Source organism: Nocardia sp. NPDC056952 (assembly GCF_042674185.1).
Taxonomy (GTDB): Bacteria; Actinomycetota; Actinomycetes; order Mycobacteriales; family Mycobacteriaceae; genus Nocardia.
Window position 1 is genome coordinate 76,244 of the sequence record NZ_JBHURA010000002.1, and the last position, 23,327, is coordinate 99,570.

Here is a 23,327-nt window from a genome sequence, read left to right on the forward strand (position 1 = left end):
CCAAGGGACACCGAGGATTGACCCGCTGATGGTTTGTCGCTGATGATGGTCGTGGGACCAGGGCGGCAACCCGCCCCGCGTCACTGATACGTCCCGGATCGGGACGCAGGACGCGGGGCGGGTGTCGACCCGAATTCCGCAGTCTGCGACGGAACCACGTCGTTCCCGAAGTTCGCCGAGGAGCGTCATGAATGCGACTGATCCTGCTGTGCGCAAGGACAATCCGCGACCGAACGGTGTGCTCACGGACAGCGGTGGCCTCGGTTGCCGGCGATCGGTTCGCTCATGACCGACGTGAGCATCAGCCTGGGAGATGTCACCTTGCGCGGCACCGTGACCGGCGCGGGCCCGACGGTGCTCCTGCTCCACGCGGGAGGCGAGCATCGCGGCGTGTGGGCTCCGGTCGCATCGCAGATCGCCGCGGCCGGCTTCCGGACGGTCGCCTTCGATCTGCGAGGACACGGCGACAGCACCGGCGAGGCGAGAGTCCTCCGGGCGGTTGCCGATGACGTGGCCGAAATGGTGCGGCGCGAGCCGGCACCGCTCGTTGTGGTGGGCGCCTCCGTCGGCGGGCTCGCTGCCGTCGCCGCCCTCGGCGAACCGGATATTGCGCGTCGTGTGGCCGGTCTGATCCTTGTCGATGTGGTGCCGAATTCCGATCCGGATCGGGTACGCGCCTGGCTCGGTGAGATAGGTCTTCGCGATCAACGCACGGAACTGGTGGAAGACAGCCTCGCGGCGGGGCCTGCGCTGCATGCGACGGCCGTCGGATCCGAGGCGCCGATGCTGCTCGTGCGCGGCGGACGGTCGCCGCTCACCGACGCCGAAGTGGATCGGTTTCTCGCCGATCGTCGTGTCACGGTTACCTGTGTGCCGGATGCCGGACATCTCGTCGCCCGGGAGGCTCCCGACGAGCTCGCGCGCATCGTCTCGGAGCACGCCGGCACCTGGCTCGCTACCGCCCACGCTGTTCAGAGCGCATTCGACCTACAGCGGGTTCTCGGTGCCGAAGAGATCGAACACCCCGGAGGAACTCTGCACGCTCACCTGCGCCGGGTCCATGCCCTCGTGGTCGAATGGAACGCCACGCCGCGAACCCGTCTGGCCGCGATCTGCCACGCGTCCTATGGCACGGACGGATTCGCTGTCGAGCTCCTGCCGACGACCGATCGGCCGCGGCTCGCGAACGTGATCGGGCACGACGCCGAGGATCTGGTCTATCTCTACGGCAAGTGCGACCGCGAACGGACATACCGCGACCTCGGGCGAGAGCCGCTGTCGGTGATCGACCGCTTCACCGGCACTTGCACGCTGGTCCAGGGTGCTGAACTGCATGATTTCGCGGTGCTGACGATTGCCAACGAGCTCGATGTCGCACGCCACGCGCACTTGCCGCCATCCGCGCGGACCGGGATCCGAAGCCTTGTCCTCGCGCTGGCGAATTACGCGCCCGACGAGGCGGCACGAGCACTCGCGGACGAGGCGCTCGCCTGAACGTGTGGCCGCATCACGGACCGCCGGGTTCGGATGCGGTCAGGGCCGGTCGGTAGGCGGCCAGGAAAAGATCTATCGCTGCGTCGGGCGTGTTCGCCGATGCTGCTGTGGCATCGAGTATTCGGGCGTTCAGCGGTGCGCCCACGACCAGCCAGGTGAGCTGTTCGGCAGCGGTCTGGGGGTCGGGGATCGCGAGCATGTCGCGTGCGTCGAGCACCTGCAGTGTGGTGGCGAGAGCGCCGATATTGCGGACCCAGCTCTGGTGCAGATACGTTGCTCCGACCTCGGGCAGACGGGCCGCCTCGGCGGTGACCAGCCGGCGCATCTCCACCACGGTCGGCGAGAGGACGCCGGCCAGCAGGGTTCGTGCCCAGACGAGTAGGCCCTCGCGCACATCCTCGGCGGTCTCGAGTTCGGACAGGGCGGGGCGCATCGCATCACGCCCGGCGGCGGTCCAGTGCTCCACGACCGCGGCGAACAGGCCCTCTTTCGACGGATGTTCGCGATACAGCGATGTTTTGGAGATCCCGGCGCGTGCGGCGATCTCGTCCATCGTCGACCCCGCGAACCCGCGCTCGAGAAACACCTCGCGGGCGACGGTGAGTAATTCGGCGCCGGACTTCCCGGGTGGTCGGCCGCGGCGTCGAGCAGAAGAGGTCATGCTCCCCATATTAGTACTTGACAGTACTTATTCATCCTCCTAAATTGAGTACTGCATCGTACTCAAGGAGCTGGCCATGATAGTTGCAGGTGTCGTCGTTGCGGCGGTCGTCTCGTTCGTCATCAGCGCACTGCTGTACGCGACACCGCCGATCGCCGCGCTGGTGTCGAGGACGAGTACCCCGCGTCCCGGAATCGGCATGCCGGTCCAGATGCTGTTCGTGGTGCTGCGTGGGCTGCTGGCCGCGGCGGTGCTGGCGACACTGCTCGTCGCCGGCGATCGGCATGGCATCGCCGCCGGGGCGGCGGTAGGTGCGATCGTGGCGGTACTCCCGGTGACCATCCTCGCCGGTGCCGTCGTCCACGAGAACGTGCCGATACCGACCGCCCTGGTGCATATGACCGACTGGGTTCTCAAGCTGGTCGTCAGCGGTGTCGTGCTCGGCATGTTCGTCTGAATCCCGAACCTCGACAGGAGCTCTCATGAACACCGCACCGGGACCGATCGACATCACGTTCACCGCTGTCCTCGGAAAGGTCAGGGAGGGTGACACGTGGACGTGCGTGCAACTGCCCGACTCCGCGCGGATCTTCGGCACCCGGGGGCTGGTCAAGGTGAAGGGAACGGTGGACGGTGTCCCGTTCACCTCGTCGTTCATGGCACTCGGCGACGGTACCCACAAGCTTCCCGTCGCCGCCGAGATCCGTCGCCGCATCGGAAAGACCGATGGTGACGAAGTCACCATCGAGCTGACTGAACGATTGAGCTGACGGACGTGGCGAGTTGCCCTGCTCAGGGGCGTCTACTTCGGCTTAGCGCGTAGTCGATCGCGTTCCGCGCGCAGGCGCGCGACAGTGTCTTCGAGTTCGAGGATGCGAGCCACCGCGGTCAGATTGACCCCCTCGCCGGTGAGGGTGGTAATCCGGTGCAGGCGCGTCAGATCGTCACCGCTGTAACGACGGGTGCCACCGGCACTGCGTGCGGGAATGAGCAAGCCGTGCTGCTCGTACAGGCGCAGGGTCTGGACCCCGATGCCGGCCAACTCCGCGGCAACCGAGATCGCATACACCGCCTGTGCTGGTGGCGGCCCTGAGCCGTGCCGGGAGATCATCTGTGTCCTCACCTCGATTCGGTGTCATTCATTCTCAGATTACTTATCTCCAGTACTTGCACTCACCTGGGTCGAGTGCTAGAAAATATCTATGTCAGATGGCAGAGGTTATCTGATGACAATCCTACCGAGAATGGAGTGAGTTGGAGGTGGCGACCATGTTGATGCGCACCGATCCTTTCCGTGATCTGGACCGGTTGACCCAGCAGATGTTCGGCACAGCAGCGCAACCGGCGGCGATGCCGATGGATGCCTGGCGCGACGGGGACGAGTTCGTCGTCGAGCTCGATCTGCCCGGAATCGACCCGGACTCGCTGGATCTGGACGTCGAGCGCAATGTGGTGACCGTGCGCGCGTCCCGGCCCGGCCTCGACGTGAATCGGTCGATGATCGCCGCGGAGCGTCCGCGCGGAGTGTTCAGCCGACAGCTGTTCCTCGGCGAAAGCCTCGACACCGACCAGATCCGCGCCGACTACCGCGACGGAGTTCTGCGCCTGTCGATCCCGGTCGCGGAGAAGGCCAAACCCCGCAAGATCGAGATCGCCCGCGACCACGACCGCGACCGCGAACGCCAGGCGATCAACGCCTGAGCCCGTGAAAGTGGTCGGCGATGACTGCCTCGATCACCGGGGCGGCTGGTTCGGTCGCGCCCACTCAGCGCAGCCCTCCGCCGCGCACACAACCTCGTAGCAGCCGTTTTGCCGGTTCGTCACCGGTACTGTCCCGAAAGTGAGGTGATCCGTATCGAACGATCCCCGAAGCCCTTTCGAATGAGCTGAATTCGACCTCCCTGCAATCCGGTGGCCGGGTCACGGACCCGGCCACCCTGAGCGCACCGACTGGATCACCGATGCCGATCGACTACGCCATCGAACGACAAGAACAAGCCGAACCGACCGATCCGACCACGATCCGGTGGCCCGAGCCCAGCCCGCTCGAGCCGTGGTGGACCGAGATCATGGACGGTGTATCACCGCTGCACCTGCCGCGACCTGATCGCTGACCCGCTCCGAGCGGCCCTCCTGTCGCTGCCCCCAATGGCAGTGGATCCGGGACGGCCGCACGGTGGTCGAGCTGGTTGTCGTGACATCGGCGCGTAACGCACCAGAGCTATGCTGAATGTTTGCTGACGGTGTCCAGGGGATCGATCAGGTGATGGCGAGGCCTGTATGACCCGATTGCCGCACTATGCCGCGATGCTGGCCACGGCGGGCCATCTACCTGCCGACGATGACCGCTGGGCATACGAAGTGAAATACGACGGCGTCCGGGCCATTGCCTATATCGACGACGAATTGCGGCTCGAGTCGCGCAACGGCAACGACATCACCGTCGCCTGGCCCGAGCTGTCCGGGCTCGCCCCGGCCGAGCCCGGGTTCGTGGTCGACGGCGAGATCGTGATCGAACACGCGGGCCGATCCTCGTTCCAGGCATTGGCGCCGCGGATGCATCAGCGCAATCCAGCCACTATCCGCGCCCTCGCGCAATCGACTCCGGCGACTTACATGATCTTCGACCTTCTCCACATCGGCGACCGGTCGCTGATCGAATTGCCCTATGCCCAGCGACGCGAGCTCCTCGAACATCTCAGGTTGACCCGCTCGCATTGGCGGGTCCCGCATTTGCTCCCCGGTCCCGCCGCCGACGCCCTGGCGGTCTCGCAGGAACTCGGGTTGGAAGGCATCATCTGTAAGCGTCGCAACAGCTGGTACCTGCCCGGGCAGCGCAGCCCCGCCTGGACAAAGGTCAAGAATGTCACTCACCAAGAGGTCGTGCTGATCGGCTGGAAGAAGGGCGCCGGTCGCCGTGCCGGGCAGATCGGATCCTTGCTGGTCGCCGTGCCCGATGATCGCGGCAGCCTGGAATACGCCGGCAGTGTGGGCACCGGATTCACGACCGCGATGCTCGCCGACCTCTTCGAACAGCTCGCACCGCTGCACCGCACCGATCCGCCGATATCGGGCATCGGCCGTACCCCGGACGGGGTCTCGTGGGTGCAGCCGAAACTGGTCGGGGAAGTGGCGTTCACGGAATGGACCGGCGACGGCCGGTTGCGGCATCCGAGTTGGCGAGGTCTACGTTTCGACAAGGATGTCGACGAGGTCGAAACCCCGACGGGGCGCAATTGACTGTCCGTGCACGCATTTGTTCGGTGCTGTTCTCTCGGGGTCGGCGCGGATGTCGATGCCTGGCCGCTATCACTGCCTCGGGTCGGTGGATTGTGTTCGAGGTGTGCCGGTGTGCAAGTGGCAACGCAAGTGAATGGCAATTCATGCTGGAAGTGCCGAGTGTGATTCGGACTCGGGATTCCATCGGGAAGCAAATAGCATGACAAGCTGCTCGAAGTCGTGTCGTGCCGACATTTGTCACGATTGCATAAACTACGCCGGTGAAATTCTTGCCTGCCCGATGCGTGAAGCGCCTGCTTGCCGCGTGTGACCTGGTATCAGGGAGAACGGCCAATTGTCACCGATAAATAACGGCCATTCGCGAGGCGAGGGAATTTCGGTTTCTGCTTCCATCGACTTCCACCATCTGGCACTCTATGGGTCATCGAGATCGCGGCACCGATTGCGGCGACCGCAAATCTCGGGTGAGCTCATCGTCGTTATAGGGGGAATGAACGGGCGCATAAGAGAAATGGTCCGGCTGGGGTAGCCGGGTGGGAGGATTCATGGTCTACATCAGAGCTCACTTCGATAATCGGTTCGCGCTACAGGAGCATCGCGACGGTCCGCGCGCCATCTCGGAGGAACGCGGCGACGAGTTGGCGCCGTTGGCGCCGCTGGCCGTCATTGTGTCGCTCGTGCTCGTGGCGGCGGGATGCATCGCGTCCTCGGCAATGGGGGAGTGGACCCGCGACTACGGGGCAGAGCTCGTCGTCATCGCCTTTTGCCTGCACATGTTCCTTTCGGCTCTGTTGGGCTCGTGGGGACTTCGCATGTGGCTGCAGCCCACCCGGATCTGGCGTCGATTCGAGCACCGATCTCTGCGCGGCTGAGTCATATCCGCCTCAGTACTACTGCGCTAGGAAAATCCGCGGCGTCCCGCGTGGATGCCATGAGTGGGAGGCGTTGTGAGAAAGACCGTCGAGGTACCGATCTTGTCCCGGCGCGTCACCGAAGGCGGCCAGATCGTGGCAATCGAGGTCAGTCGGCCGCGACCGGTTGGCGGAAAGGTCGAGTGCGCCTATCGGCTGGCGGACACGCGGCGCACCACCGAAGGCCCCGATTCGCTGGCGGCGCTCTACCGGGCTTTACTCGAGATCGGTGACTTGCTGGCGCAGGCGAATCGCGGCGCGTCGGCGCGGTTTGTCGTGCCGGCGAATCTCGGCTTTCCGGTACCACCCGCTGGTGATCGTCCCGATGCAGTGGACGGCGCCGATGTTGTGGCGACGCAGACGATCACCCATGCCGGCGACCGGCACACGATTGCCATCGGCCGACCTGTCCCGGCTGTCGGCGGGGACGGCATGCTGTGTCTGTTTCGGGTCGACGGCGAAACCTGCGCGATCGCGAGAGGTTGGGACGGCGTAGACGCGGTGCTGAATGCGGTCGCGATGATCGGCGCAAGGTTTCGTCTCGCCACGGATTGGCCGTTGTCGCCGGCCGGAGGTGGATTCGCGCCAGGGGTGGCGACCGTAGTCGCGACGGGTGCCACAACGGCGATCTAGGCACGCGGGTTCTGTGCCCGCTGGCGCGAGGCAGCGGTTCAGCCTGCGATCGTGATCGCCAACCTTGCCATCACGGCGACCTTCATCTCCGTCCTGGTGGGACCTGTTCGGACACCTTCGGCTACCGCTGGGCGTGGCAGGCGTCAGGGCGGCCGGCCCCGGCCCCCACCGATCAGGGCGAGAACGGCGGGGTGGCTACCCGCGAACGTGCACCGGAAATCGCCGCGACTGAGCACGCGCAGGAACCGCCGGACTGATCCGACCCTGGCGCGTCGCTTCGAAACGGGGAGACCGAGCGGATTTCTATGTCGCCGCGGCCGGCCAGCTGATAGTGGGCCACGACTTCGGCAGGTTGACCGAACCGTCCAGGACCAACCGCACCAGGTCCTCGTAGCCCTCGCGCATCTCGGCCAGATGGTGCCAGGCTCGATGCCGCTGGGCGTCCTCGGCGTTGTGGAGCGCCCAGTGGGCATAGGTGGCGGCTTCGGCGACTCGGCCGATCACCCCGCCCACCGTGTCGATTCCACGCGGAGCGCCGGGGCGTGGCCGCGGAAGCTGCGCGGTGATCCACACATCGATGGTGTGCGCGACCTCCGCGATCTGGCGACCGACCCATACGGCGGACGGTTCGGCCAGCCAGTCCCGATACAACGACCCGAGGGTGCGAGCCCAGCGGGCGAGCGGCTGATCACAATCGGCGCCCCCGTTGATCGCGGCGAGCAATTCCTGCGGCGAAAGGAACGGACCGTGCTGAGCCGGCGCCGGGTACCACGAATCCGGTGCGCTCACCTGCGCTCACCGGACAGGCCTGCCCCGAGTTGACGCTGCTGCGAAATTGCGGAATTCAGATTTCTAGCACCGGACAAAGCAAACTCCTGATCAAGCACACATCCGCGTGAACGGGTCGACCCAGCGGACAAGCAAGGTTCTGATCCTGCGCACGGTCCCGCACCGGCGCCGCGAGGGTCTTTGCAGAATCCGATATTCGTATCCGTCAAGCTATCAGGCGGCAGACGTGGTCGTCGCAGCCGGTGCACTCTCTCAAGAAACATTTAATAACGTGCCCCGACCAGCGAATCTGCGGCAGATTCGGCGGCCGGGCGGTAACTCCCGACTGCACAAGGCATTTCGCTGAAGGGGTTCTCCGGAGCCGCCTCACCTACGACGCGCGGGGCCGAGGGGGCGGGTACTCCGGGCCAACCGCACGCCTTCGCGCACCCGCTGGATGCGGGTCTCGACAGCTGACGGGCGTTATCGCGCGCGTACCGCACGCCCGCGATCGGCGATCCGGAATTCGACCGTTACGGGAATGGCGCCGAGGTCCAATGCCGTGCGCAGCCGCGCGACAGCGTGCTCGAGGATCCGGCGCCGCAATGCGGTCAGATCTGCCGTGGGGTCGGTGGTGACCAGCAGGTGCAGTTCGGGTGCGAGCGCAGTGCCGGAGAGCCGGGCGGTGGCCGAGCGGACTCCGGCATAGGTCTCGACATCGACGGCCACCGGTTCGGCGGCTGTGTTCGACACCAGCTGTGTGCGTCCCAGGTCGTCCGCCGCCCCGACCTGCCACACAGCACTCTTGGGTAGCCGCGTGAACTGGGCGGCCAGCCAGCGCAAGGCGGCCAGCACGAGCACCACGGCGCCGGCGATCACGAGGTAGAGGACCAGGCGCGGCGGTTCCTCGGTACCGGGTACCACCGCCGCCTCACGTGAGCCCTGCCCGAAGGCCCCGAAATGCGCGGTGATCAGCAGTCCGCCCGCCGCGACGAGCAGGATGCCGAGTAGTCCGAGCAGACCCCGATTCAGGCGGGCGGGCCGGTTGGCGCTGGTCATCGCTCACCTCCGTGACCGAGCGTGCGCAGACTGGTGCGCAGGCGGGGGACATGGGCGGGCTTGATGCGATCCAACCGTGTCGCGACGGCTTGGCCGACTTCCTGTGCCGTCCGCTCCACGGTGTGGTGGGTGTGCCCGGTGACATGGATCTTGCTGCGGCGCAATCGGACCCGAGCCTTGTCGAGACCGTCGACACCGTCCGCGGCGTCGGCGAGCGCGTCCCGCAGACTACGGCGCGCGATGCCGGCGTCGACACCGTCACCGGGTTCCAACGCGAGCAGTACCGGCTTGCCCGGCAACGCCGCCGCGGCCAGCAGCGCCAGCCCGAGCACCACGACGACGATGCCCGCGCTGAGCACCCACACGCTGCCCCACGATGTGTCGTGGAGCCGGGCGGCGACACTGTCGTAGGACACCCACTCCCGTGTGCCGGTCAGTCGCTGGATCAGCGATACCGCGACGAGCACGGCGGCGCCGGCGAGCAGGAGCGCGACGATGACGGCCGGTACGACCCGGCGGGGGCGGCGTGTCATCGAACTCTCCTCTCGGGCGGTGCCGGCACCATGGCCGAGACCTCGATGTCGACTCGCGGCACTGTCATGCCGGTCAGCTCCTCGGTCCGGGCGATCAGGTGCGCGCGACACTGCTCGGTGACGCGGGAGATCGGCAGTGGGTAGCGGATGGGCAACCGGACGTGCAAAGTGGCGCCGGTACCGATCACCTGGGCGCTCACCTGCACCTGCGACTGCACTCCGTCCACCTCGGTCGCGGCTCGTGCGGCGATGCGCCGCACGACCCGCTCGTCGATCGTCGTCGTGCCGGGCAACTCGGCGGTGTCGGTCACCGCCGGCTCCGATCCTGCGCAGAGCGCAGCAGGCCGGACAGATCGACCTCACCGTCGAGCCAGCGCCCGATCAGCAGGCCGAGGCCACCGAAGATCAGCACGACCGCGAATGCGCCGAGCCCGCCGAAGGCGGCGGCGAAGCCGAGGGACAGCCCCATGACGAGGCAGATCATGGTGGCGTTCATATCACTGCACCCGGTCGCGAGTCGGCTGCTGCGGCTGCTGATCGGCGTCGTCCTCGATGTAGACGTCGTTGACGTTGATGTTGACCTCGACGACCTCGAGTCCGGTCATCTGCTCGATGGCGGTGATCACGTTGCGGCGTACCGCGCGCGCCAATTCAGCGATGGCCACCCCGTAGTCGACGACGAGTTCCAGATCGACGGCGGCCTGCTTCTCGCCCACCTCGACCGACACACCCTGGCCGATGCTGGAGGACGCACCCGGAATGCGATCGCGCAGCGCGCCGATCGCGCGGGCGGTGCCACCACCGAGGTCGTAGACGCCGCGCACCTCGCGCGCAGCCAGTCCCGCGATCTTCTGGACCACAGTGTCGGCGATGCTGGTCGTGCCCTGATCGGTCACCAGGGCGCCGTTACGGTTGGACGACTCGGCCGCCTTCTCGACGGTTTTGCTGGTGTCGGTGCTCGTGCTGGTCATGGCTACTCCCGCTTGTGTTGTGCTGCAACATTTGTCGAACTGACACTGGTAGGACACACCTGCCCCCCGTTTCGTCACGGGCCAGGATCGTGATCTGGGTCGCTCTCGGAAATGAACACGTCGGTATGCAGATCGACGACATGGACCCGCAATCGCGCAGCGGCCCACGGGGTCTGGTCGAGCAACGGCCGAATCGCGGCGTCCAACTCGTGCAGCAGCGGCCTCAGCGGCAGAGTCGCGGCGACGACCCGGATCTGGACCACAGTGTCATCGAGGTCGACGGCGGCACTGCCCGCGTTCCACGGCAACCACCGGCTGTTCTGCAAAACCATCGGGACCGCGGGGTACACCCCGGCAACGGAGTCGATCGCCGCCACGATCCGGTCGATCAACGCGGACTCACTGATCACGATCGCCCCGGTTCGATATCGAGGACACAGACCGTCACCTCGTCGACGTCGGCACCGGTGTGTTCGGCGACCGCCCGGGTGACTGCTCGCTGCACCGCCCGGCCCACGTCGCCGACCTGCCCGGACGCGGTCAGAGCCAGGTCGACCTGGATGCCGAGAAGCCCACCGGAGCGCCGGATCCGGACACCGGCGGACGGGATCGGTTCCTGGCCCATCCACAGGTGGCGGCCGGTGCGTGCCAGGTGCCCGACCAAGCCGAGCACCCCGGGCTCGAGCCGCGCCACGCCCGGCACCAGCAGCGCCGCCCGGGCGGCGACACCGGCGATCACGGCGTCGCCGACGACCAGCTCGGTCTCGGGCAGGGTGCCGGTCACCGGTTCTCCTCATAGATGTCGACCACGGTGATGTCGAGTGCGCTCAGCGCGACGCCGACGCGGGCGGTCGCCGCGGCGCGCACTCGCGCGCGCACCACCGAGACCAGTTCGTCGATGCTCGGCCCGCCGTGGCGGACGGCGAGGGTCATGCTCACCGCGATCACTTGGTCGCCGTCCTCGTCGATGTCGGTGCTCTGCACGCGGCAACCGCGCGCCCGCACTCCGTCTACGGTGTCGGCGGCGAACCGCAGCACCACCGCGACAGCCTGTTCGCTCACCAGGACCGCACCAGGGTGCGGAGTGTCGAGGGTGAGGGTTCGTCCGCGGCGCACGTCGGCGCGCACGGCGGACATGATGCGTCCGAACAGATCCGGCGGCGGCGGGTCGGGTTCTTCGATGAGTTCTCGGGTGGCGGTCCGCAACGTCAGCAGGCTTTCCCTGGCCGCGGCGCAGTGTGGGCACGACGACTCGTGCCGGTCGATATCACCGTCGTCGAGCCGCTCCCACACCTGTTCGAGCCCGCGTCCGCACGGGAGCAGGTAGTCGTTGTCGGTGCTGGGGGTCACCGCCATGGCTTCATCACCTCTGCCAGTTGGGCTCGGGCGCGGGCGATCCGCCCGCGCACCGCTGTGCTGTTGGCGCCGACGATCTCGGCGATTTCGTCATAGGAGCGGCCGTGCACTTCACGCAACAGCCAGCAGGCCCGCTGTTCGGGCGTGAGCAGTTGCAGCGCGTCGGTCAGCGCTGCCATCTGACTGCTCACCTCGGTCGCGTGGTCGGGGCGGGTGTCAGGATGAGTCGAGGCCGTCGTTTCGGGGTCGACCTCGGCGGCGGGGCGACGGGCCCGGATGACGTTGAGACACCGGTTGGTCGTCATCCGGTACAGCCATCCCGCGAAGGCGCCGTCGTCCTGTAGCCGAGCGATCGTTCGCCAGGCTTTGAGGAAAACCTCCTGGGTGACGTCCTCGGCCTCGGCGCGGTCGGCGAGCATCTTGGCGGCCAGGCGAAACATCGGTCCTTGGTAGCGCAGCACCAGCTGCTCGTATGCGCGGACATCGCCGTCACGCGCCCGACCTGCCAGGGTCGCGTCATCCAGCTCCGCCTCGGTCGCGGGTGACGTCGTAGTCACACGGCACCTCCTCCGCTGTTCCTGTGATGGACACCGACGCGCAGGACATCGTCACGGCGAATTATGGGTGATCGTCGTCTCGTTCTCGGTCCCGTGCCGCTTTCGGGGTGTCGCGCGGTCGGCGACGAGGAACTGCGTGCCGAGGGCAAGGCCGACCAGCTCGAGCGGGCGTCAAGCGCGCGGTCGACGAGGTGAAGTCGACCGTCGGCGATGCCGTAGACGCGGTGAAGCAGAAATTCGGCAAGTAGGCGCTCGATACGAATCGAGCCGACCGGGACACCCGGTCGGCTCGATCGTGGGCACCGACGTGCGATCGTCGGCGGGTCGACAGGTCAGCGCAGATCGAACCGATCGTTGTCGACCACCTTGACCCAGGCGTCGACGAAATCGTTCACGAACTTCGCTCCCGCTGTGTTCTGCGCATACACCTCGGCCACCGCGCGAAGCACCGAGTGCGAGCCGAAGACGAGATCGTTGGCGGTGGCCGTCCATCGCTTCTCGCCGGTCCGCCGGTCGACACCGTCATAGACGTTCTCCGCCGACTCCGAGGGCTTCCACTCCGTGCTCTGATCGAGCAGATTCACGAAGAAGTCGTTCGACAGCACGCCCGGCCGGTCGGTGAAGACACCGTGTGCGCTGCCCCCGTAGTTGGCGCCGAGCGCGCGCAGGCCGCCGATCAGCACCGTCAGCTGCGGCGCTGTCACGTCGAGCATGTAGGCGCGGTCCAGGAGCAGACGCTCGAGCGGAGCCTTCTCGCCGGGACGCACATAGTTGCGGAACCCGTCTGCCCGCGGCTCGAGCACATCGAAGGTGTCGACATCGGTGTTCTCCTGCGTGGCGTCGGTGCGCCCCGGCGAGAACGGCACGGTGATCTGATGACCGGCGTCGCCGGCTGCCTTCTCGATCGCCGCCGAACCGCCCAGGATGATCAGGTCGGCCAGCGACACCGCCTTGCCACCGGTGGCAGCGGCGTTGAAATCTCGCTGGATCTGCTCGAGAACCGGCAACACCTTCGCCAGCTCGGCGGGTTCGTTGACGTCCCAGCCGCGCTGTGGTTCGAGCCGGATCCGGGCGCCGTTCGCGCCGCCGCGCTTGTCGGTGCTGCGGAAACTCGCGGCCGAGGCCCACGCCGTCTTGACCAGTTGCGTGACCGACAGACCGGACGCGAGCACTGTGTTCTTCAGCGCGGCGATGTCCTGTTCGTCGATGAGTGCGTGGTCGACAGCGGGAACCGGGTCCTGCCACAGCTGCGCCTCGGGCACCCACGGGCCGAGATAGCGGCTGAGCGGACCCATATCGCGGTGCAGGAGTTTGTACCAGGCCTTGGCGAACGCCTCGGACAGCTCCTCGGGGTGCTCGAGCCACCGCCGGGTGATCTCCCCGTAGATCGGGTCTTCGCGCAGGGCCAGATCGGTGGTCAGCATCGTCGGGGTGCGCGCGGGCCCACCGAACGGATCAGGGATAAGGCCTTCGCCCGCACCGTCCTTCGGCTTCCACTGCCAGGCCCCGGCGGGGCTCTTGGTGAGTTCCCAGTCGAACCCGTAGAGGTTCTGCAAGAACCCGTTGCTCCACTGGGTCGGGGTGGCCGTCCACACGACCTCCAGGCCGCTGGTGATGGCGTCTTTGCCCTTGCCCGTGCCGTGCGTGCTCTTCCAGCCCAGACCCTGCTGCTCGAGCGGCGCGGCCTCGGGCTCGGCGCCAACCAGACTCGGATCGCCCGCACCGTGGGTCTTGCCGAAGCTGTGGCCACCGACGATCAGGGCGGCGGTCTCCTCATCGTTCATCGCCATCCGAGCGAAGGTCTCGCGGATATCGCGTGCCGCTGCCACCGGATCGGGCCTGCCGTTGGGCCCTTCCGGGTTCACATAGATCAGGCCCATCTGGACCGCGCCCAGCGGGCCCGACAGTTCACGGTCGCCGCTGTAGCGTTCGTCGCCGAGCCAGGTGTCCTCCGGGCCCCAGAACACTTCCTCGGGCTCCCAGATATCGGGTCGGCCGAAGCCGAAGCCGAACGTCTGGAAACCCATGGACTCGAGCGCGACGTTGCCGGTGAAAACGAGCAGGTCGGCCCAGGAGATGCTGTCGCCGTACTTCTGCTTGACCGGCCACAGCAGCCGACGAGCCTTGTCGAGGTTGGCGTTGTCGGGCCAGCTGTTGAGCGGGGCGAAACGCTGGGCGCCCTGACCGCCGCCGCCGCGTCCGTCGGCGATGCGGTAGGTGCCGGCCGCGTGCCAGCTCATGCGGATGAACAGGCCACCGTAGTTGCCGTAGTCGGCGGGCCACCAGTCCTGGGAGTCGGTCAGGACCGCGGCGATATCGGCTTTGAGGGCGTCGACGTCGAGCTCGGCGAATGCTGCGGCGTAGTCGAAGTCCTCGCCCAGCGGGTTGGACTTGGACGAGTGGGCGTGCAGAACCGAGACGTCGATCTGTTCGGGCCACCAGTCCTTGTTGGAGTGGGGGCGGTGGTCGGTGTCCGCGGTGGGCGAGGGGATCGCCGGGTTCTCGCTCTCGCTGTTGCTGAGAGTTTCGGCGTCAGGAGCGGGTGGGCGGCTATCGGAGGTCACGATATTCCTTCCTGGACGGGTCTTACAGGCTGGGAGCGGAGTTGTGTTCGCTGGGCGCGGAGTTCGCGCATTCGGGGCACAGACCCCAGTAGATGACTTCGGCCTCGTCGATCACGAAGCCGAAGTCGTCGGAGGCAGTCAGGCAGGGTGCTTCGCCGACCGCGCAGTCGACGTCGGCGATCGCGCCACACGTTCGGCAGATCAGGTGGTGGTGATTGTCACCTACTCGCGCCTCGTAGCGGGCCAGCAGGCCGCGAGGCTGGATGCATCGGAGCAGTCCGGCAGTGGTGAGCGTGCGCAAGGTGTCGTAGACGGCCTGATGCGAGACCGCGGACAGGCGGGACCGAACGGCACGGATGATCGAATCCGTGTCGGAGTGCGGGTGGGCGTGCACGGCGCTCAGCACCGCCACGCGCGGTGCTGTCACCCGCACAGAAACTCCCCGCAGCATCTGCTGGAACTCCGCGTCCGTGGGCACACCAGCAGTTTTGCGCGTTTTCTGGAATCAGTCAAGTATTTGCTGGCCGCCGTGTCTTCGCGCTGATCGCGTCGGCGTCGGCGCTTTGCACCCGGCACGGATTTCCGCCGCCTGGCGTCGTCGCTGTCGTTGTGACCGTGCGTTCGTAGCCGGGTGCGGTGACGAACACTGCTTGCGCTCGAGGCGCGGCGGCAGTGCCCAACGGGGTGTCCACGCGCCGGAAAATAGCCCGAAGTTTGTGATCTCGGGTCGATTTCTGGCTGTTTGATGTTGTCGGAGAAGGGAATTCCGTGTGCACCCCAACAGAAGAACTTTCGCCGCGCCGGTGGCCTTGCCGTGCGGGACACGAGGAGACCGCTCATGCCGATTTCTGGTCCAGCTCAGCAGCTCGTCAGAACTCCGGAAAATGGTGATATCGAGACCGCTGCGGCGATGGTGTCGCACGACAACCAGCTTGTCGCCCACCTCCAAGACCGGGGTCTGCGCAGGCTGTGTACGTGCGCCGCCGGATTATCCAGCCGGGCTCAGTGGCGGCTCGAAGCGGTAGCCGAAGCATTGCGGAATACCGAAGAGCTCTGATTCCTGCTGCGGAGCATCGCGCCTCACCTGACCTCGAAGCCGACGATACGCCCGAAGCTTCTGAGCTCGGGCTCGCGCCTAATTGCCGGGCCAGGTTCCGGTCAGGGACTTGTAGCCGGTTGCACCCGCACGGTACAGCGTCTTCATGACCGCCGTCTCCGTGCGAGCCACCAGATCAGTGCCGCCGCGGATACTGCGCCGGCAGCTACCGGCACCGGGTTCCGGCGCGCCACCCCCGCTGCCTGCTTGCCTCGTTCGGCCAGCGGCTCGGGAACGGAGGACTCTATCTTCTCAGCTGCCTGCAGGGTCTTCTCCTTGGCAACGGCTTGTGCCTGCTCTGCCTTGTCCCGCGCCTGGTCACCGGCGGCGAGCGTCTGAAATTTCGCGGCGGTGACCCGCTCTTTGGCCACCTCGGCCGTTTCGTGGACCTTGTCCTTCGCGCGTGCGGGCACGTCCAGCTTGTCGGCGAGCTCGGCGACGGTCTCGCTGAGCTCCTGACGTGCCTGTTCGCGGTCGTTGCGGAGAGCCTTCGGGTCGTTGGGCTCAGTCATCGTCTACTCCCGTCCTTCACGATCTCGATGTCTTCTTTGACGCCTTGCACCGCTTCTCGCGGGACAGGTGGTGCGGCGTCGGTGACATTCTTTTGCCGAGCAGTCCCAGACCCGCGCCGACCAGGGGCGGGCGTCTCTCGGGGGAAGGACGGGTTCGGCTCGGGCGCCTGGCCCTGGTCGATGCGGCGGCCGCGAGCCGGTTCGGCGTCGAAGTCGACAACACCGCGAACTGCCGTGCTCGCCGACGACGAGCACGGCAGTCAGGCGGTGGTTGTCGACGTGACTTGGTCGGGCCGCTACTGCGAGCGGTCGCCGATCACACGGTGGAAGTCGGCGGCCGGACGATCTTCACGGCTACCGGTCCTACCCCCGAGGCCCAACAGAGAGGCCTGTCATGCTCCACCGGAAAGCGTCGCGGTTCAGATCCCGGCGTCGGGGCGCGGGATATCGCCACGCCAAGCTCCGGTTGCGCGGCCCTCGCTCTCGATGAACTGCTTGAAGCGCTTCATGTCGCCGTTCACTCGGTGTTCGAGCACGCCCAGCTTGTCGGCGGCGGTTTCGACGAAACCCTCCGGGTCGACATCCATTTGCGCGGTGATCCGGGTATGGGTGTCGTCGAGACGGTGGAATGTGACCACCCCGGCGTGGTTGGGTCCATCGTCGGACCTCCACGCGACCCGCTCGTCCGGGTGCTGTTCGGTGATGGTGGCGTCGAATTCCCGTGTCGACGGTCCGACGTGGATGCGCCAGTGCGTGTGTCGGTCGTCGACTTGACTGACCTGTTCGACGCCTTCCATGAACTGCGGAAAGGTCTCGAACTGCGTCCACTGGTTGTAGGCGGTGCGGATCGGGACGTCTACATCGACAGTTGCGGCTACTGTGCTCACGAGTACTCCGTTCCCCAGCCTGCCTGCGTCGCCGCCACAGACTGGATTCGTTCGCAGCTGCACGCCTTCGAGGCGCTGCAACTCGTACAGTGGCGGCCTACCCGGGGCCCGAAAGTGCAAACAGGAGTGCGGCATCCGGATTTCGGGGTGGTAATTGACCGATTCCGGTGTTTTCGTGATCATGGCGGTGTGAGTTCTCGCTCACTGTTGTTCCACCTGCTCTCGAGGTCTACCTGATGCCAACCCACGCCGATCAACAGCGCAAACGCCCTCAGCAGGATCGCGCGAAGGAGACCAAGGCGCGGATTCTCGAGGTGGCCGCTCAGCTCTTCGGAGATCGAGGTATCGGTAACACCTCGACGAACCGGATCGCCGCCGAAGCCGGCATGAGCATCGGCACGCTGTACCGGTATTTCACCGACCGGGAAGAGATCGTCAAGGAACTCACCGACAGCCTGTTCGTGCAGGCCGAGGAACAATACGCTCGGCTGCTCACCAAGTCGGTCGCCGACAAACCTCGGCGCGATACGGTTGCCGAGATCATCCGTGTCGGCGTCGAAATCCTCGTAGCCAACGGCCCGCTCGTGCGCGCCCTGGTGGCGGACCTGCAGTTCTACGGCAGCGGGATCCCCGAATTCGAACCGCGGTTGCGAATGCTCATCAAGCTCTACCTGATCCAGTCGCTGGGTCCGACCCACGGCCTCGACGTCGACACCATGGCCTACATCGTGCTCAACGCGGGCTTCTCCACCGCGCTGCGCTCGGTCAAGATGGACGAAGAGGGCATGGACCGCGACGCGGTGATCGATCAGACCGCCGACATGATCGGACTCTGGATAACCTCAGTGGCACAGGCTGATTCGCCCGCATAGTGCCCGAAGAAGCTGACGCGTCGCGCATTCGAAACCGCTCTCGCGTCGTACTCGACTGGATCATCGGTTTGTCCTCATCTGGGCCGCTGTAAGAGCCGTGTGTCCTTGCTGATGGGAGCGAATGTTGTTGCTGGGCTGGCGAATCAGGCGGTGCCCAGAACACTTTCGGGGGACGGGGCGAAGGTCGACTCGAAATGTCGAATGAGGTCGTCCGGGGCGGCAGGGGAGGCGGCACAGCCGAGGTAGCCGTCGGGGCGGACGACGTAGGCCGCGCCGGCGGCACAGTGATACTGCCGGGCGAAGTCGCCGTCGCTGTCACGGATGACCGGGAGGATCGTCGGGTCGACGGTGGCGCGGGGGCTCGCGACAAGGTAGGTGTCGAGGTGGCCGTCGGTCAGTTTTCGAAGCAGGTCGACGTGGCGTTCGATTTCGGTGAGAGTGGCTGTGTCACAGGTGTTGCCGACGTACCAGAGCACGGTGTGGTCGGGGCCGGTGAGCAAGGTGAAGAGCCGGAACGGCGACGTCACGCCGTCCCGGGTCAGTCCGATCGCGTCCGGAGCGCGGCTGCCCGCAAGGGGAGACGTTGCGCCGCTGGGGGATTCGGTGACGATAGGGCTGTCGCGATAGTCGATCAGGAGTTGCGCCTCGCGGAGCAGAACGCGTTCGGGGTCCGATTCGCCGGCACCGATTCCGTCGCGGGCGTCGCGGACGGTGCGGCCGACCACCTCCTCGCCGATCGGTCTGCGTTCGGCGTCGTAGCTGGCCAGCAGTGTCGGTGCGGCCAGCTCCGCGACGGCCAGGGCGAGCTTCCAGGCGAGGTTATGGGCGTCTTGGATGCCGGTGTTCATGCCCTGGGCGCCCGTGGGCGGGTGGATGTGGGCGGCATCGCCCGCGACGAAAACTCTTCCCCGACTGTAGGAGTCGACGATGCGATGGCTGATCCGGAACACCGAGGACCAGCGCAAGTGCGAGGCAGTCGTCGGTTGGGGCGCGAGCCGGTCGAGCACCGCCTGAATATCGGCCAGTGCAGGTCCGGGCCCGGTGCCGAGTCCGTGTTCGACCTTGTCGCCGCCGACGGAGTTGTCGGACGTCAGTTCCGGGGGAACCCGCATCGACACCCGGTAGCGGTGGTGGCCGGGCAGCGGGACACACACCAGCACGTCGTCGGTGACGCCGTTGGTCTGGTGCATCGACCGCACGGTGTAGCCGTGCGGTTGTGACCAATCCAGCTCGACATCGCCGAGCATGTACTGCTCGGCGAAGGCCGCGCCCTCGAACGTCAGGCCCAGCGTCTTGCGGACGGTGCTGTGCGCACCGTCGCAGCCGACCAGATACCGTGCCCGCACCGTGTGCTCGCCCTCGGGTCCGGCGAGCACGGCGGCGACGCCGTCCTCGTCCTGGGTGAACCCGACGAGCCGAACTCCACGCTCAACTCGGGTGCCCAGCGATTCCAGGTGCTGGCGCAGGATCCGCTCGGTCTCGTATTGGGGGAGTCCGAGAAACCCGAAAGGAATCTCGGAGGGCAGCGCCAGATCCATGCGGTCGGTCTCGGCGCCGTTGACGTACACGATCTGGCCGCGCAACAGGATCGCGGCGTCGAGGACCTCGCGCAGGATGCCCATCGCCTCGAACAGTTCCAGCGTGCGGGGCTGGACGCCGACCGCTTTCGCGTACCGCGGCGGATCGGATTGCGCGTCGATGATCCGGCACCGGACGCCGCGCCGGACCACCTCGACGGCGGCGGCCGAGCCCACCGGACCTGCGCCGACGATCAGAACATCGGTATCGAACATGCGACATCACCTCGCGCTGCAAGCCCCCGCCTCATGTTGTTCGCTGATCGTACGCCTGGCACCGGCCTGCGGAATCCCACGAATCGACGGGTCACCGGGAATCGAGTCATCGGGGCCGGTCACTTCGACATCACGATTCCGAGCGCTGGCACTGAGCCTGCAGAATCCGGTCGCGGTAGACCCGCAGTGCCGCGACGACAGCGAACAACGCGGTGAGTGCTCCCAGCACCACACGCACCGAGTGCGCGACCCCGATTTCGTGGGCCGTGCGGTGCAATTCGTCGACGGTATACAACGCGCGATCATCGAACAGAACCGTCCACCGCGGCCACAAGTACAGCGCTGAGAGCAGGAACAGTCCGGAGACCAGCGACAGCATCGAGGCAAGCGTCCAGATTCGTGATGTCTTCGACCACAGAGTGGCTGCGACAGCGACCACGCCGGTCAGCATCAGCGCAGCGCCCAGCGGACGCATCACGCTGCCGACCGAGACGACGGCGGTGAATTCGTCGGCCACGATCAATGACGCCGGAATGTCGTGAAAGTAGTTCGGGTACAAGAAGACGGTTTCGGCGATCATGGTGCAGAACACCAAGGTCGCCAGTGCCGCATACAGGGTGGTGGCTGCGAGTGCCGCGGTAAGTTTTCGCATGGAGCGCCCTTTTTCTGAAGTTCTGCTGTCGACAGTAGGCAGGCTCGGAGGCGACGACATCCGGCGACAGCCCTGATTCCACATCAGGGACCTCCCTGACTCACGCGGTTCCCTCGAACTGTGTGATCCGCCGGGTTGCCGGTGCTCGGGCGCGGCGATGCGTAACGCGGGGGGAGCCGGATGCGACCGCAATGGTGGGAGCAGGGCTATCGAGGACAGGTCGGAGGCGCGTGACAGTCGGTCGGATGAGACGGACAGCCGTGGTGGCAGGGGCGGTGGGCGCTCTGGGGCTGCTCGGCTTCGGCGGGCTTGCGGCTGGTGAGCCGACCGTCGTCCCCAGGGACAAGATCGGCGTCACCGAGGGACTGGGCTTCACCGAGGTTCCCGGCGGTAACGGATTCGCCGACGGCGACACTCTTCGGTTGGTCGCAGGTCCGGGAGACCACGGCAACGGCGGCAACAACGGGAATTCGGACCCGGGCAGCGGTAACGGCAACCAGGGAAATGGTGGCGGTAACCAGGGCAACAACGGGAATCAGAATCCCGGCAGCGGTAACGGCAACCAGGGAAACGGCGGCGGAAACCAGGGCAACAACGGGAATCAGAACCCCGGCAGCGGTAACGGCAACCAGGGAAACGGCGGCGGAAACCAGGGCAGCAACGCGAACCCCGGTAATGCACCCGAACCGTGGGCGCCTGCCCCAGAATCCGCCCCCGAAGCCCCGGCGCCCCGTGCAAGCCCCGAGTCCGAGAGCGCCCAGCCCGACACCGCCGAACCCGGCGGTGCACCGGGCAGCGACTCACCGGGCGGTGGCGGCGCCGCACCGCCGGCCGGATCAGCTCCCAACGGAGCCGGAGAGTCACCCCGGTCACCGGCCCCCGCCGGAGCAGGGGATCCGCCCGCCGCGCCCGCGCCCGGCGGCGGTGCGGCGGTTCCCGCCCACGAGGTCCGACCCACCAGCGACACGGGGATCCTCCCCGAGCCGAATCTCCTCTCGGTGATCGGTGGCCTCATCGCTCTGGGGCTCGCCGGCGGCGGATCGGCCGTGGTCAGTTTCCAAGGCGCCGCCCAGGCCCAGGCACGTATCGCCGCCGCCCGAGCCGAGTTCTTCGGACCGCGAGCGTGATCGTGGGCATCGCCTTCGGCCCGCTTCATCGGCTGACTCGGTTGCGAGCGGCGGCGGTTGATCCGCACTGAGAGACGTTGCCGCCGTAGCGGATCCGACGCGGACCGCCGCGGTTACTCGAGTTCGCCGATGTTGCCGATCACCCGGTTCAGTTGGACCCTTCCCTCGGAAAGGTTGTAGGTGACACACGCGATGGCGAGTTTTCCGGCCTGGATCTTCTCGGCGATGGCGCTCGACCGTTGCGTCAGCAACAGGCCGGTCTCCTCCACGTGCCGTGCTTCGAGTTCGTCGACGGAGCTCAGTCCTTCGCGGCGGCCCAGCAGGATCGACGGGGTGACTCGTTCGACGACACTTCGAATGAATCCACCGGGCACGGCGCCGGAATCGAGGGCGTCGATCGTCGCGCGGACCGCACCGCAGCTGTCGTGCCCGAGGACGACGATCAGTGGAACGTTCAGGACCTCGACACCGTATTCGATCGATCCGAGCACGGAGCCGTCGACGACATGGCCGGCTGTGCGCACGACGAACATGTCGCCGAGGCCGCGGTCGAAGATGATCTCGGCGGCGACTCGGGAGTCGCCGCACCCGAACAGGATCGCGGACGGGTGCTGCCCGGTGGTGAGTTCGGTTCGGTTCGCTGCGCCTTGGTTGGGATGCTGCAGTCGTCCTTCGACGAAGCGATCGTTTCCCTCGCGGAGGGTCTTCCAGGCGGCAACAGGACTCGTATGCGGCATATGTCCAGTTCTAACATGCGCTGGGTTCGCGACCCTCGGGGTGGTGGTCGGCTCCTTGGATGTCGACAACGAGGTCGATGGCGTACCGGTCGAGGCCCTGGCGGCCTGACGTGCGACGACGCCGATCCGGCGAGACCCCGACTGCGAATCACTGATGCTCGGTGGCTGACTGCGCAGCGCCCGAGCGGCATGCCGGTCGGCGTGGCCGAGCGACGCTGTGCCGCTCGCGCCACGTCGACTGGCAACACCGAGCCGGGCAAGGCGATTTGCGAGCCGACGGTCCGACCCCGCAGCGACGTATGCTGGTCGCGATCGGCGCCCAGGGCACCTTCGAGTACTTTCCCGCCTCGAACCGGCTACGTGCCCACTGACAAGCGAGAAGGTCGTGTCGAAAAGCCCGAATTTACGGTGGTTCTGGTCCGTCCTCACGCTCGTGACGTGTGGAGCGCTCTTGTGGGGGTGCGCCGCCTCCGTTGTCATACCGAAACTGGACAAGGACCTCTCCGCCGAGGAGGCGCGACGGGTCATGGAACGGCGAAGTATCTGGATACCTGACTCGTTCGAGTTGGTCAGCATGCGCCGATTCGGGTGCCCGCCGTTGGCGGGGATGTGCGGCTACGCGGGCAGCTATGTCGCACCAGCGGAACATTTCCCGGACTACCGGGCGATGTACACTGATTCGACGTATACCCAACCGCTGCAGAAGATTACCTGCGCCGAGCTGACCAAGCGCCTGGGATTCCAGCCGACGACCGAGCGCAAGGACTGGAAGTTCGATTGCGCGAACGCAATCGAACTGTTCGCCAGCGCGCCCTATGGCGACATCAGCCCCGACTACCCCGGGGTGACGATCGTTCGGGACTCTCAGTTCGCCACAATCCACTTCTATTCACGTCCGAGCTGA

Annotated in this window: 31 protein-coding genes; 12 read left to right on the forward strand and 19 right to left on the reverse strand. The window is 66.4% G+C overall.

Annotation, left to right across the window (positions count from 1 at the left end; all coding sequences use genetic code 11):
• Nucleotides 1-285 precede the first annotated feature (285 nt).
• Complete coding sequence (locus ACFTS5_RS07495) at nt 286-1,494, forward strand: alpha/beta fold hydrolase (protein WP_378628509.1); 1,209 nt, start codon at nt 286-288, stop codon at nt 1,492-1,494.
• A 13-nt stretch (nt 1,495-1,507) separates the two neighbouring features.
• Here ACFTS5_RS07495 and ACFTS5_RS07500 read toward each other — a convergent pair whose 3' ends face one another.
• A complete protein-coding gene (locus tag ACFTS5_RS07500) occupies nt 1,508-2,155 on the reverse strand; it encodes a TetR/AcrR family transcriptional regulator (RefSeq protein WP_378628511.1) in 648 nt (215 codons plus the stop codon).
• A 76-nt stretch (nt 2,156-2,231) separates the two neighbouring features.
• Here ACFTS5_RS07500 and ACFTS5_RS07505 point away from each other — a divergent pair, with 76 nt between their 5' ends.
• Together ACFTS5_RS07505 and ACFTS5_RS07510 are read left to right on the forward strand one after the other, a co-directional pair.
• Complete coding sequence (locus ACFTS5_RS07505; protein WP_378628513.1) at nt 2,232-2,612, forward strand: DUF1761 family protein; 381 nt, start codon at nt 2,232-2,234, stop codon at nt 2,610-2,612.
• 25 nt (nt 2,613-2,637) lie between these two features.
• Nucleotides 2,638-2,925: a DUF1905 domain-containing protein gene (locus ACFTS5_RS07510; RefSeq protein ID WP_378628516.1), complete on the forward strand. Its 288-nt coding sequence runs from the start codon at nt 2,638-2,640 to the stop codon at nt 2,923-2,925.
• 32 nt (nt 2,926-2,957) lie between these two features.
• Here the strand turns inward: ACFTS5_RS07510 and ACFTS5_RS07515 are convergent, their stop codons facing one another.
• On the reverse strand, nt 2,958-3,266 hold the full coding sequence (locus tag ACFTS5_RS07515) for a MerR family transcriptional regulator (RefSeq protein ID WP_378628518.1): 309 nt from the start codon (nt 3,264-3,266) through the stop codon (nt 2,958-2,960).
• 158 nt (nt 3,267-3,424) lie between these two features.
• Between ACFTS5_RS07515 and ACFTS5_RS07520 the strand changes: the two genes are divergently transcribed.
• From ACFTS5_RS07520 to ACFTS5_RS07540, 5 genes are all read left to right on the forward strand, one after another.
• Nucleotides 3,425-3,856: an Hsp20/alpha crystallin family protein gene (locus ACFTS5_RS07520; protein WP_378628521.1), complete on the forward strand. Its 432-nt coding sequence runs from the start codon at nt 3,425-3,427 to the stop codon at nt 3,854-3,856.
• Between the two features lie 260 nt (nt 3,857-4,116).
• Nucleotides 4,117-4,269: a hypothetical protein gene (locus tag ACFTS5_RS07525; RefSeq protein ID WP_378628523.1), complete on the forward strand. Its 153-nt coding sequence runs from the start codon at nt 4,117-4,119 to the stop codon at nt 4,267-4,269.
• Nucleotides 4,270-4,435: 166 nt separating this feature from the next.
• Nucleotides 4,436-5,395: a non-homologous end-joining DNA ligase gene (ligD, locus tag ACFTS5_RS07530; protein WP_378628525.1), complete on the forward strand. Its 960-nt coding sequence runs from the start codon at nt 4,436-4,438 to the stop codon at nt 5,393-5,395.
• A gap of 545 nt (nt 5,396-5,940) precedes the next feature.
• Nucleotides 5,941-6,267 carry a hypothetical protein gene (locus tag ACFTS5_RS07535; protein ID WP_378628528.1) on the forward strand — a complete coding sequence of 109 codons (327 nt, stop codon included), beginning with the start codon at nt 5,941-5,943 and terminating at the stop codon, nt 6,265-6,267.
• A gap of 75 nt (nt 6,268-6,342) precedes the next feature.
• Nucleotides 6,343-6,939 (forward strand): hypothetical protein, encoded by a 597-nt coding sequence (locus tag ACFTS5_RS07540; protein WP_378628531.1) that lies wholly within the window; start codon nt 6,343-6,345, stop codon nt 6,937-6,939.
• A 303-nt stretch (nt 6,940-7,242) separates the two neighbouring features.
• On the opposite strand, the gene ACFTS5_RS07545 is transcribed toward ACFTS5_RS07540, so the two are convergent.
• From ACFTS5_RS07545 to ACFTS5_RS07600, 12 genes are all read right to left on the reverse strand, one after another.
• A complete protein-coding gene (locus tag ACFTS5_RS07545) occupies nt 7,243-7,728 on the reverse strand; it encodes a hypothetical protein (RefSeq protein WP_378628534.1) in 486 nt (161 codons plus the stop codon).
• A 462-nt stretch (nt 7,729-8,190) separates the two neighbouring features.
• Nucleotides 8,191-8,766: an alkaline shock response membrane anchor protein AmaP gene (locus ACFTS5_RS07550; protein WP_378628536.1), complete on the reverse strand. Its 576-nt coding sequence runs from the start codon at nt 8,764-8,766 to the stop codon at nt 8,191-8,193.
• Nucleotides 8,763-9,299 carry a DUF6286 domain-containing protein gene (locus tag ACFTS5_RS07555; RefSeq protein ID WP_378628539.1) on the reverse strand — a complete coding sequence of 179 codons (537 nt, stop codon included), beginning with the start codon at nt 9,297-9,299 and terminating at the stop codon, nt 8,763-8,765. Before ACFTS5_RS07555 ends, ACFTS5_RS07550 begins: the two co-directional genes overlap by 4 nt.
• On the reverse strand, nt 9,296-9,610 hold the full coding sequence (locus ACFTS5_RS07560; protein ID WP_378628541.1) for an Asp23/Gls24 family envelope stress response protein: 315 nt from the start codon (nt 9,608-9,610) through the stop codon (nt 9,296-9,298). Before ACFTS5_RS07560 ends, ACFTS5_RS07555 begins: the two co-directional genes overlap by 4 nt.
• Nucleotides 9,607-9,795: a hypothetical protein gene (locus ACFTS5_RS07565; protein ID WP_358114335.1), complete on the reverse strand. Its 189-nt coding sequence runs from the start codon at nt 9,793-9,795 to the stop codon at nt 9,607-9,609. The genes ACFTS5_RS07560 and ACFTS5_RS07565 overlap by 4 nt, the downstream gene beginning before the upstream one ends.
• A gap of 1 nt (nt 9,796) precedes the next feature.
• Nucleotides 9,797-10,270 (reverse strand): Asp23/Gls24 family envelope stress response protein, encoded by a 474-nt coding sequence (locus tag ACFTS5_RS07570; protein WP_378628544.1) that lies wholly within the window; start codon nt 10,268-10,270, stop codon nt 9,797-9,799.
• A gap of 74 nt (nt 10,271-10,344) precedes the next feature.
• A complete protein-coding gene (locus tag ACFTS5_RS07575) occupies nt 10,345-10,680 on the reverse strand; it encodes a hypothetical protein (protein WP_378628545.1) in 336 nt (111 codons plus the stop codon).
• Nucleotides 10,677-11,054 carry an Asp23/Gls24 family envelope stress response protein gene (locus tag ACFTS5_RS07580; protein ID WP_378628547.1) on the reverse strand — a complete coding sequence of 126 codons (378 nt, stop codon included), beginning with the start codon at nt 11,052-11,054 and terminating at the stop codon, nt 10,677-10,679. The genes ACFTS5_RS07575 and ACFTS5_RS07580 overlap by 4 nt, the downstream gene beginning before the upstream one ends.
• On the reverse strand, nt 11,051-11,626 hold the full coding sequence (locus ACFTS5_RS07585; protein WP_378628549.1) for an Asp23/Gls24 family envelope stress response protein: 576 nt from the start codon (nt 11,624-11,626) through the stop codon (nt 11,051-11,053). The genes ACFTS5_RS07580 and ACFTS5_RS07585 overlap by 4 nt, the downstream gene beginning before the upstream one ends.
• Nucleotides 11,617-12,183, reverse strand: coding sequence for an RNA polymerase sigma factor (locus ACFTS5_RS07590; RefSeq protein ID WP_378628550.1), 567 nt, complete (start codon nt 12,181-12,183; stop codon nt 11,617-11,619). Before ACFTS5_RS07590 ends, ACFTS5_RS07585 begins: the two co-directional genes overlap by 10 nt.
• A gap of 332 nt (nt 12,184-12,515) precedes the next feature.
• Nucleotides 12,516-14,747 (reverse strand): catalase/peroxidase HPI, encoded by a 2,232-nt coding sequence (gene katG / locus ACFTS5_RS07595; protein ID WP_378628553.1) that lies wholly within the window; start codon nt 14,745-14,747, stop codon nt 12,516-12,518.
• 22 nt (nt 14,748-14,769) lie between these two features.
• Complete coding sequence (locus tag ACFTS5_RS07600; protein ID WP_378629990.1) at nt 14,770-15,198, reverse strand: Fur family transcriptional regulator; 429 nt, start codon at nt 15,196-15,198, stop codon at nt 14,770-14,772.
• A 387-nt stretch (nt 15,199-15,585) separates the two neighbouring features.
• Here ACFTS5_RS07600 and ACFTS5_RS07605 point away from each other — a divergent pair, with 387 nt between their 5' ends.
• Nucleotides 15,586-15,804, forward strand: a complete 219-nt coding sequence (locus tag ACFTS5_RS07605) for a hypothetical protein (RefSeq protein ID WP_378628556.1) — start codon at nt 15,586-15,588, stop codon at nt 15,802-15,804.
• A gap of 143 nt (nt 15,805-15,947) precedes the next feature.
• Here the strand turns inward: ACFTS5_RS07605 and ACFTS5_RS07610 are convergent, their stop codons facing one another.
• Together ACFTS5_RS07610 and ACFTS5_RS07615 are read right to left on the reverse strand one after the other, a co-directional pair.
• Nucleotides 15,948-16,355 carry a DUF3618 domain-containing protein gene (locus ACFTS5_RS07610; protein WP_378628557.1) on the reverse strand — a complete coding sequence of 136 codons (408 nt, stop codon included), beginning with the start codon at nt 16,353-16,355 and terminating at the stop codon, nt 15,948-15,950.
• 419 nt (nt 16,356-16,774) lie between these two features.
• On the reverse strand, nt 16,775-17,242 hold the full coding sequence (locus ACFTS5_RS07615) for an SRPBCC family protein (RefSeq protein WP_378628559.1): 468 nt from the start codon (nt 17,240-17,242) through the stop codon (nt 16,775-16,777).
• Nucleotides 17,243-17,478: 236 nt separating this feature from the next.
• Between ACFTS5_RS07615 and ACFTS5_RS07620 the strand changes: the two genes are divergently transcribed.
• Complete coding sequence (locus tag ACFTS5_RS07620; protein ID WP_378628561.1) at nt 17,479-18,114, forward strand: TetR/AcrR family transcriptional regulator; 636 nt, start codon at nt 17,479-17,481, stop codon at nt 18,112-18,114.
• Between the two features lie 143 nt (nt 18,115-18,257).
• Here the strand turns inward: ACFTS5_RS07620 and ACFTS5_RS07625 are convergent, their stop codons facing one another.
• Complete coding sequence (locus tag ACFTS5_RS07625; protein ID WP_378628563.1) at nt 18,258-19,907, reverse strand: FAD-dependent monooxygenase; 1,650 nt, start codon at nt 19,905-19,907, stop codon at nt 18,258-18,260.
• 130 nt (nt 19,908-20,037) lie between these two features.
• A complete protein-coding gene (locus ACFTS5_RS07630) occupies nt 20,038-20,559 on the reverse strand; it encodes a hypothetical protein (protein ID WP_378628565.1) in 522 nt (173 codons plus the stop codon).
• A 245-nt stretch (nt 20,560-20,804) separates the two neighbouring features.
• Here ACFTS5_RS07630 and ACFTS5_RS07635 point away from each other — a divergent pair, with 245 nt between their 5' ends.
• Nucleotides 20,805-21,686: a hypothetical protein gene (locus ACFTS5_RS07635; protein ID WP_378628567.1), complete on the forward strand. Its 882-nt coding sequence runs from the start codon at nt 20,805-20,807 to the stop codon at nt 21,684-21,686.
• Nucleotides 21,687-21,799: 113 nt separating this feature from the next.
• On the opposite strand, the gene ACFTS5_RS07640 is transcribed toward ACFTS5_RS07635, so the two are convergent.
• A complete protein-coding gene (locus tag ACFTS5_RS07640; RefSeq protein WP_378628569.1) occupies nt 21,800-22,423 on the reverse strand; it encodes a carbonic anhydrase in 624 nt (207 codons plus the stop codon).
• A gap of 526 nt (nt 22,424-22,949) precedes the next feature.
• Here ACFTS5_RS07640 and ACFTS5_RS07645 point away from each other — a divergent pair.
• A complete protein-coding gene (locus ACFTS5_RS07645; RefSeq protein WP_378628571.1) occupies nt 22,950-23,327 on the forward strand; it encodes a hypothetical protein in 378 nt (125 codons plus the stop codon).